Genomic DNA, 8,291 nt, shown 5'->3' with positions numbered 1-8,291 from the left:
TGTATGAGAAAGCATTCTACATGGTTTAAATATGAATTTTTTACCAGTAACTATTGGTGTTTTGGTCGTAAAAAAGAGTATAAAGCCATATAAATAAAAAATTATGATAAAAGCTGCATTAAAACTGTAGACAATGCTTGCAATTCATTTTGGCTTTGTTATAATACTCGCCCACGACATAAGACGTATCATTAGCATTGATACTATGTTTAAAGAAATGTTTTTATTGAAAATATTTTGATAAGTGTCTTAAATCGTTAGGTGAAGTGGGTGAGTGGCTGAAACCAGTTCCCTGCTAAGGAACCATACGTGTAAGCGTATCGAGGGTTCGAATCCCTCCTTCACCGCCATTTATTCAGTTGTTGTTAGAGTAGTATTGCAAAAATAAGCGTTAATTATATTTTTAGTATTTCGTTCAAAAATAATTTGAATTTAATTCATAAAAATGTTGACACAAGCGATATTATCTATATAATGACCAACCTAATTTGCTGTAATTGTTATTAATAATTCAGTAAATGATGTGCAAAATACGCGCCTGTAGCTCAGTTGGATAGAGCACTTGGCTACGAACTAAGGGGTCGGGAGTTCGAATCTCTCCAGGCGCACCATTTGCATACTAGCTTTTATTAAGCTAAAAAATATTAAATCAATCGCCTGTCTTATGACAATTTGGCGATTTTTTTATGTCTGAATTTTATGTTTGATGACTCTCTCATATGACTTTACCTTTGGCGAGATAGCACCCTAGGATAATATACGATACGGTCGTAAATTACGGTACAATAGAGCTATTATTCATTGCTTGCTATGAGCTTGTACCATGTCAAAAAGTTTATCTAAACGAACCTCCAAAGCTACCACGAAATCAAAGTCTCAACGTAATTCTTCTACGCAGCAAACGTCTGACGAAGAGCCTACGATTGCTAAGCCAATGACTCGTGTAGTGGCTATCCTCTATGATGGCATGCTGATTTTGGCATTGTTATTTTTGGTAGGCACTATACTGGTAGTGCTTGGCACCTTAATGACGATGAATTCGGGTGTAGACTCATCGCAAGCCGAATCGTTACCAACATGGTATCAAAACCTTATTATGACACCGTCTTTTGTACTGACGTTAGTAGGATTTTATGGAATATTTTGGCGTCGTGGTGGGCAGACATTGGGTATGCAAACTTGGCGTCTAAAAACGGTCAATAACGCAGGTTATTTATTAACATGGGGACAGTCATTTAAACGTATTTTGGCCGCGTGCTTAATGCCATTGCTTTTTGGCATTATTGGTAGCTTGATTGGTGGCTCACGTCAGATATTGTTAACCAGCGCTTTATTAGGTTTTATTTTTAATTATGCATTTTGCTTTTTCAATCGTCGCGGCTTAGCAGTGCAGGACATGCTATCCAACACCATTACCCTAAAAATGCCAAAAGTGGCACATGAAGGGCTATGGAAGGGCTTTAAAAATCGTAAGAAAAATAATTAGCATCTCTTTTCATTGTTGTAGCAGCGTGAACAGTCAATGTTACATATTAACGGTTTGCATAAGCCATAGCGTATAACCGATAAAGAATATAATCAGTATTATGCCAGAAGCTCGACCGAATGGACGTTTGGTGATAAAGGCAAAAACGCACAGTACGGCGAGTAGTAGGGTGATTATTCCCATTGTTAATATATCACGAGACAATATAATGGGATTGGCAGTGATAGGAGCGATAATTGCTGCAAGACCGACAACGCCCAATGTGTTGAATATATTAGAGCCAATGATATTGCCCAAGGCCATATCATGCTCACCTTTACGTGCTGCTGACAAGCTCGCGACTAACTCCGGTAGCGATGTGCCAACTGCGACAATGGTTAACCCAATCACTAGCTCGCTCAACCCCCAAAGCGTTGCAAGCTCAACGGCACCCCAGACGATGGCTTGTGAGCTTGCTACTAACATTGATAAGCCAACAAACAAACTGCCCAAACCACGTATTAAGCTGGTGTGCATGAGCTCTGCATTACTTGCGCTTTCTACGCTATCCTCTTTATTTTCTGAGTTACCTTCGCGCAAACTGAGCACAATTTGAATACCCAAAACAACAACCAACATTGCCAACAACATTAGCCCATCGGTTAGGTCTAATCGACCATCACGCAGCTGCCAAGCAGCCAAAGCGGTAATCAATAGCAGTATCGGTAGATCTCGCTTTATAATGCCCTTATGGATGATAATAGGGCTGATGAGTACGGTTGCACCCAACACTAAAGCAATATTGATGATATTAGAGCCGTAGGCGTTCCCCAATGCTAGCTCAGGATTACCGTTTAATGCTGCTAATACGGACACGACCATTTCAGGCGCAGACGTGCCTAAGCCTAAAATGATCACACCAATCAAAAAACTTGGTGCATTGAATTTTTTTGCTAGTGCTGTTGCACCATCAATAAATACATCAGCGCTCCAAACCAAAATCCCTAAACCGACCAGTACTGCAATGACTGCCAACCACATTAGTAATTTTCCTTTTTTATTATCTTGTTATCCAAGATAAAGCGATGATTCGTGCTGTCAACTTTGTTTAGCTCGCCCTAGATGGATAAATGTAAAAAAAGCCGAACCCAATGTAGATTCAGCTTTTGAATACTTTAATGCCGATCACTGACTGCTAGTGATACAAGAAAGCTCATAATCAAGCGTAATCGCACCGCAAATGATGATTAAGCTACTTGTACTGGGATAATATTTGCAGTGTCTTTAACCGTATTGTCTTCGTTACAATAAACCAGTTTTGGCTTATAAGTTTCGGCTTCTGCTTCTTCAAACTGAGCATATGCACAGATGATAACGATATCGCCCAAATCTGCCATATGGGCTGCAGCGCCATTTAACGAGATAATACCAGAGCCAGCTTCTGCACGGATAGCATAGGTACGAAAGCGTTTGCCATTGGTTACGTTGTAGATGTCGATAGACTCATTTTCGCGTAGCCCAGCAAGATCTAATAAATCACCATCGATACCGCATGAGCCCTCATAGTGTAGTTCAGCATGGGTAACACGAGCACGGTGTAATTTGCATTTAAGCATAGTAAGTTGCATAGGTTGCTTCCTCAGCGTAACTGATATTAACTAAATCAAAGAGTTAATGGGGATTAACTGGCTAAAATAAAAGGCACTTATCTTTGAGCTATCCTATTATTCAGGCAGTTTAAAGCCATTTATTTGCGAGCGGGCCTTTTCGATGTCACCGTCTAACAATAATGGTAGCGCTTCAAAAGCAGCTGTCAAAGCGCTATCAATGGCAATTTGCTCATCTGGAGCGGCTTTGGACAGGACATGGCCGCTCACTTTAGATTTGTGTCCAGGGTGACCAATTCCTACGCGCAGGCGATGAAAGTCATTACCGATATGCGGCGTGATATCACGTAAGCCATTGTGACCACCATGTCCGCCATTGGTTTTAAGTTTAATACTACCAGCTGGAATATCTAGCTCATCATGGGCGATAAGCAATTCATCATTTTGGATACCATAGAAATTTACCATTGGTACCACTGATTCGCCAGACTTATTCATGAACGTGAGCGGCATCAATAGACGAACATCATGCCCGTGGATTTGTCCGCGTCCTGTTACGCCATGGAATTTCTTATCAGGAGAGAGGGTGATATTAAACTGTTGAGCCAAATGATGGACAAACCAAAATCCTGCATTATGACGTGTAAACATATACTGCTGACCAGGATTACCAAGACCGACAATAAGTTTTATGGCCATAAAAATACCCTGCTTGAATTTAATAAATGAGTGGTAATTTTTGAATATATAAGTGTTGAATATGTAAGGTTTATATTATGCCCAAATCTTACTTACAAAAACAGCAGGAGATATTCATCGCCTGCTGTTTTTTGACTAAATCAACCTGTTATTAAGTAACAAGTACAAGACTGCTACCTAATAGTCGGTTGTTATTCGCCGTCTTTGTTATCTTCAGCTTCACCTTGCGCACTAGCAGGTACATCAGCTGCATCAACTTCTTCAGCATCTGTATCAACTTCTTCCACTGTTGGTGGCTGCATGTTGACGATAGTACGGTCATGGCCGTCCTCTAACTCAAGCTCATGAATGACAACGCCTTCAGGAAGTTTGATGTCTGATAAACGTAACAAATCACCGATTTCCATACCAGATACGTCTACTGTGATATATTCAGGTAGTAGTGATGGTAGGCAAACGATTTCGATATCAGATACTAGTGTTGATAGAACACCAGAAGCTTTAGTACCTGGAGCTTCTTCACGACCAGTGAAATGCACAGGAACATTCATGTGGATTTTCTGACCTTTTACAATGCGCTGGAAATCAGCATGCATTGGGAAGCCTTTAGCAGGGTGACGTTGTAAGTCTTTGATAACAGCTTGATGCTCTACGCCGTCAACATTGATGGTCAAAACGTGTGAGAAAAATGCTTCGAATTCAAGTGCTTTTACCAACTCGTTAATTTTGATAGAGATTGATGTTGGCTCTTCATTGCCACCATAGATAATAGCAGGAACTAGGTTCTGCTTACGTAGGCGGCGGCTCGCACCTTTACCTTGTTGTTCAGCAGAACGATCAACTGCGTTTAGCTCAAAATGGTTAATGCTCATGGATATAATCCTATAAAAAGAATGATGAAGTGTCTGGTCATAAAAAAGTGGATTTGCGACCAATCCACTAATACGTGATGATAGCTATGCGTGATTTAGCATGGTAAGCAAAGCTCACGATACTTACGCTTAGCCATTTGCTTATAATAGAAACTCTCATGATGATGGTCATCGTGGTAGTCGTTATTTTCAAGCATGATCAGCACTTTTAATAATGCCGACCTGATTGAATCAATCAAACGGTTAGCACAGGCGCGCATTATACGTGATTTTGTAGTAATAATAAAGACCTACGCAAAAGGCGCGCACAAAAAAACAGCGCCAAGTAATGATACTTGACGCTGTTTTTTAGTATTTAAATATTTTACGACGAGCATTGCTGTTAAAAATAAGCAATGCCAATGGTTTAAATATTAGTCGTCAAACATTGCGCTAATAGATTCTTCGTTATTGATACGGCGTAAGCTTTCTGCGAGCATCGGAGCGATACTTACTTGGCGAATCTTACTACACGCTTTTGCGGCGTCAGACAATGGAATCGTATCGGTAACAACCAACTCATCAAGTGCAGACTCGCCAATATTTTTTAGCGCATTACCTGATAGGACAGGGTGGGTGACATATGCTAAGACACGACGAGCACCATTTGCCTTCAATGCTTCGGCAGCTTTGCATAGTGTTCCTGCAGTATCAGCCATATCATCAACAATCACACAATCACGGTCACGAACGTCACCGATGATATGCATGACTTGTGACTCATTGGCACGAGCACGGCGCTTATCGATAATCGCCATGTCGGTATCACCCAACTGCTTAGCCATTGCACGTGCACGAACCACACCGCCAACGTCAGGTGAGACTACCATGATGTTGTCATAATCTTGCTTTTGTAGGTCGTTTAGTAGTACAGGCGTGCCATAGATGTTGTCTACAGGAATATCAAAGAAGCCTTGAATCTGGTCTGAGTGCAAATCAACCGTCATCACGCGATCGATACTAACGATATTTAGCATGTCAGCGACGACTTTAGCAGAGATAGGTACACGAGCTGAACGTGGACGACGATCTTGACGAGCGTAACCAAAGTAAGGCATAACAGCTGTGATGCGGCCAGCACTAGAGCGACGCAAGGCGTCAGCCATCATCATGATTTCCATTAGATTGTCATTGGTCGGTGCACAAGTAGGCTGCATGATAAACACGTCTTTACCGCGCACGTGTTCTTTGATTTCCACGGCAATTTCGCCATCAGAAAAACGCGTGATGTCAGCTTTACCAAGAGGTATATGGAGATGGTCGGCTACGGTTTTCGCTAATTCAGGGTGGGCATTACCCGTAAAAATCGCCAAATAAGGCATGACAGAAGTCCTATTGATTACTCAAGCAGCGACCGCTAAGCAGTGTCAAACTGCTCAAATTAAGAAAAGAGTGGTGAAAATAATTGAAGACTACTATTACAGTAAAAATGGCAGGGGTAGCTGGACTCGAACCAACGGATGTCAGGATCAAAACCTGATGCCTTACCAACTTGGCTATACCCCTGTAATGTCTAGATTGTATACGTCTAATACCTAACTATAACTTATAAATAGTTATTTTTAGAATAGCGTAACGACCTATCAGTTATATGAAAAACAGATAAACTGTCTAAAACATAACTTTTCCCTAGCGGTGTTCATTGCGAACTATACCGAAACTGGGATGGCGTTGTCAATGACAATAAAATAAGTGACGTTTTATAATTCACTTATTTTAGGTGCATATCAAACACTTGGAACTTAAAAATGGCAGGGGTAGCTGGACTCGAACCAACGGATGTCAGGATCAAAACCTGATGCCTTACCAACTTGGCTATACCCCTATTGTGGCGACCTATTATAATTAGATTTTTAGATTTTGCAAGTCTTTTGCGCCTTTTATTCGTAACTTATAAAGGATGTTGTATTTTTATTAGGTAAGTGCCGAAGATTATTCTACAAACTTCTTACTACACAACCTACACAAGGCGCATCTTCAATCCACTTTGCTAAAAGTGCTTTGTCAGTAGTTACACTCGCATCTAACGGTAAAAATACCGCGCTACCAGAGCCAGTCATTCGTGCTGTGCCCATTGCTTGAACCTCTAATTCTTGTAAATAACGTAAAGCCTTTTCAACAGCAGGCGCGAGGCTCGTAACTACCGGTGTGAAAACACTGTGATATGGCGCGCTGAGCGTTTGCACATAATCATTGGACTGATTTGTGATGGTTTCAGGAAGTAGTGTGGCAATATTTCGTTGCAGTTTAGGATGGGCAAACAGCTTAGCAGTATTGACGTGTGCATCAGGCGTTAAGATTAAATACTGTTGGTCGGGAAGGTCAATGGCGGTCAGTTCCTCACCAATACCCATCGCAATCGCATCTTGCCCAAAGATAAATATTGGTACATCCGCGCCAATCGTAGCAGCAATTTTTATTAGTTCATTTTTGTTAAAGTTAAGCTGCCAAATCTCATTTAATACCAGTAAAGTAGTAGCGGCATTGGATGAGCCACCGCCTAGACCAGCACCCATCGGTAAATGCTTGTCCACATTAATTTGTACTAATGGCAGCTGTTGGGGTAGCGTCTTGAATTGTATGGCAGACGCTAGCAATGCATGTGCTGCTTTAAAGATGAGATTATCTTCTATGCTTTTCGTTATCGATTCCGCGCCAGTCAGTGTGACTAGCTGATGACAAAGCCTTGTAGTGTCTAACGCATTATTACTGGTATCAACAACGACTTTATTGTCTACTGAAAAGTGCAAATAATCGCCCCAATCGAGTAGGCGAAATACCGTTTGTAAATTATGATAGCCATCGGTGCGCTTGCCAGTAATATGCAAAAACAGGTTGATTTTTGCCGGCGATAAGCGAGTGATAGTAGCGGCATGCGGCATAGATATATACTCAGTCATAAATGGCTATCTTAATGAGCAGCGATTATTTGGGCAGTAATATTTAATTGATGGTTAATGATTAATCGTCATCACTACTTTATTGCCTTGAGGCTGCACAGCGCTGATTTTGCTTGGTAGCTTGTCAGAGCCTTTGTAAGTAAAGCTGGCACTCCAATCACCATTCACTGAGCTTATCAAGCGGTTTTGGTCATCCATCTCTGGTGCGCTGTCTGAAGGTGCAGGATTACCTGATATCCAATAAGGCATTTGCGAGATAGGTGCTTGCCAGCCAGTGGCTTTTTTCAATAACTCTTCAGGATCATCAGCGGTTAATGTGCCTGTTTTTTCACTCACTAAGGTGGCCGTTTGACCATTATATTCGATGTTGGTTTTGCCAATACCCAAGGCGCCAATCAGTTCGATAGCAAAGCGATCGTCTTGCTGACCCCAAGCATAAAATGCACTACCACCTTGAGCGCCTGTGGTGTCATTAGCGGGCGTTGTAACACCGATTTTGCCAGTGATATTAAAACTTTCAAGTTTTTGAGGTTGGTTTTGTACAGTAGTCATTGACTGATTGGTCGCATTGGCCGTTTTTAATGACTGACAGCCAGAGGTTATCACTAGTGCGGCAGTCATGGCACTGAATAGAGCAAACTTATTAAGCTTATAAGAAGGTGTTGATAATGACATGTTATATTCCCAATAATGACCAAATTTACTAGCT

8 protein-coding genes and 4 tRNA genes are annotated in these 8,291 nt (G+C 41.3%); 3 read left to right on the top strand and 9 right to left on the bottom strand.

Annotated elements, in window-relative coordinates:
- Positions 1-260: 260 nt before the first annotated feature.
- From ACT3RN_RS13070 to ACT3RN_RS13060, 3 genes are all read left to right on the top strand, one after another.
- Positions 261-350: transfer RNA gene (locus tag ACT3RN_RS13070), tRNA-Ser, on the top strand.
- A gap of 184 nt (positions 351-534) precedes the next feature.
- A tRNA-Arg gene (locus ACT3RN_RS13065) sits at positions 535-611 on the top strand.
- Positions 612-823: 212 nt separating this feature from the next.
- Positions 824-1,486, top strand: a complete 663-nt coding sequence (locus ACT3RN_RS13060; protein WP_192518575.1) for an RDD family protein — start codon at positions 824-826, stop codon at positions 1,484-1,486.
- A 39-nt stretch (positions 1,487-1,525) separates the two neighbouring features.
- On the opposite strand, the gene ACT3RN_RS13055 is transcribed toward ACT3RN_RS13060, so the two are convergent.
- The 9 genes from ACT3RN_RS13055 to lolB form a co-directional block, all read right to left on the bottom strand.
- Positions 1,526-2,506, bottom strand: coding sequence for a calcium/sodium antiporter (locus ACT3RN_RS13055; protein WP_192518574.1), 981 nt, complete (start codon positions 2,504-2,506; stop codon positions 1,526-1,528).
- A 206-nt stretch (positions 2,507-2,712) separates the two neighbouring features.
- Positions 2,713-3,093 (bottom strand): aspartate 1-decarboxylase, encoded by a 381-nt coding sequence (gene panD, locus ACT3RN_RS13050; protein ID WP_192518573.1) that lies wholly within the window; start codon positions 3,091-3,093, stop codon positions 2,713-2,715.
- Positions 3,094-3,189: 96 nt separating this feature from the next.
- Positions 3,190-3,771: an aminoacyl-tRNA hydrolase gene (pth, locus tag ACT3RN_RS13045; RefSeq protein ID WP_192518572.1), complete on the bottom strand. Its 582-nt coding sequence runs from the start codon at positions 3,769-3,771 to the stop codon at positions 3,190-3,192.
- Between the two features lie 191 nt (positions 3,772-3,962).
- The gene (locus ACT3RN_RS13040) at positions 3,963-4,643 is read right to left on the bottom strand and encodes a 50S ribosomal protein L25/general stress protein Ctc (protein ID WP_192518571.1); all 681 of its coding nucleotides are present in this window, start codon (positions 4,641-4,643) and stop codon (positions 3,963-3,965) included.
- A gap of 413 nt (positions 4,644-5,056) precedes the next feature.
- On the bottom strand, positions 5,057-6,004 hold the full coding sequence (locus ACT3RN_RS13035; RefSeq protein ID WP_192518570.1) for a ribose-phosphate pyrophosphokinase: 948 nt from the start codon (positions 6,002-6,004) through the stop codon (positions 5,057-5,059).
- Positions 6,005-6,112: 108 nt separating this feature from the next.
- A tRNA-Gln gene (locus tag ACT3RN_RS13030) sits at positions 6,113-6,188 on the bottom strand.
- A gap of 243 nt (positions 6,189-6,431) precedes the next feature.
- Positions 6,432-6,507 (bottom strand) — tRNA-Gln (locus ACT3RN_RS13025).
- Positions 6,508-6,619: 112 nt separating this feature from the next.
- Positions 6,620-7,582, bottom strand: coding sequence for a 4-(cytidine 5'-diphospho)-2-C-methyl-D-erythritol kinase (ispE, locus tag ACT3RN_RS13020; RefSeq protein ID WP_192518569.1), 963 nt, complete (start codon positions 7,580-7,582; stop codon positions 6,620-6,622).
- Positions 7,583-7,636: 54 nt separating this feature from the next.
- Positions 7,637-8,203: a lipoprotein insertase outer membrane protein LolB gene (gene lolB / locus ACT3RN_RS13015; protein ID WP_444518705.1), complete on the bottom strand. Its 567-nt coding sequence runs from the start codon at positions 8,201-8,203 to the stop codon at positions 7,637-7,639.
- Positions 8,204-8,291 lie beyond the last annotated feature (88 nt).

The organism is Psychrobacter sp. AOP5-GZ1-6 (assembly GCF_052376345.1).
In the GTDB taxonomy this organism is placed as follows: Bacteria; Pseudomonadota; Gammaproteobacteria; order Pseudomonadales; family Moraxellaceae; genus Psychrobacter.
The sequence above is the reverse complement of the archived record's forward strand: the minus strand, read 5'-3'. Positions and strand labels throughout refer to the sequence as shown.

Bases quoted from the DNA above. Each gene is read 5' to 3' on its own strand.
- lolB (WP_444518705.1), bottom strand. From the start codon at position 8,203: ATGACTGCCGCACTAGTGATAACCTCTGGCTGTCAGTCATTAAAAACG.
- ACT3RN_RS13040 (WP_192518571.1), bottom strand. From the start codon at position 4,643: ATGAGCATTAACCATTTTGAGCTAAACGCAGTTGATCGTTCTGCTGAA.
- ACT3RN_RS13055 (WP_192518574.1), bottom strand. From the start codon at position 2,506: ATGTGGTTGGCAGTCATTGCAGTACTGGTCGGTTTAGGGATTTTGGTT.
- ACT3RN_RS13060 (WP_192518575.1), top strand. From the start codon at position 824: ATGTCAAAAAGTTTATCTAAACGAACCTCCAAAGCTACCACGAAATCA.
- ACT3RN_RS13035 (WP_192518570.1), bottom strand. From the start codon at position 6,004: ATGCCTTATTTGGCGATTTTTACGGGTAATGCCCACCCTGAATTAGCG.
- ispE (WP_192518569.1), bottom strand. From the start codon at position 7,582: ATGACTGAGTATATATCTATGCCGCATGCCGCTACTATCACTCGCTTA.
- pth (WP_192518572.1), bottom strand. From the start codon at position 3,771: ATGGCCATAAAACTTATTGTCGGTCTTGGTAATCCTGGTCAGCAGTAT.
- panD (WP_192518573.1), bottom strand. From the start codon at position 3,093: ATGCAACTTACTATGCTTAAATGCAAATTACACCGTGCTCGTGTTACC.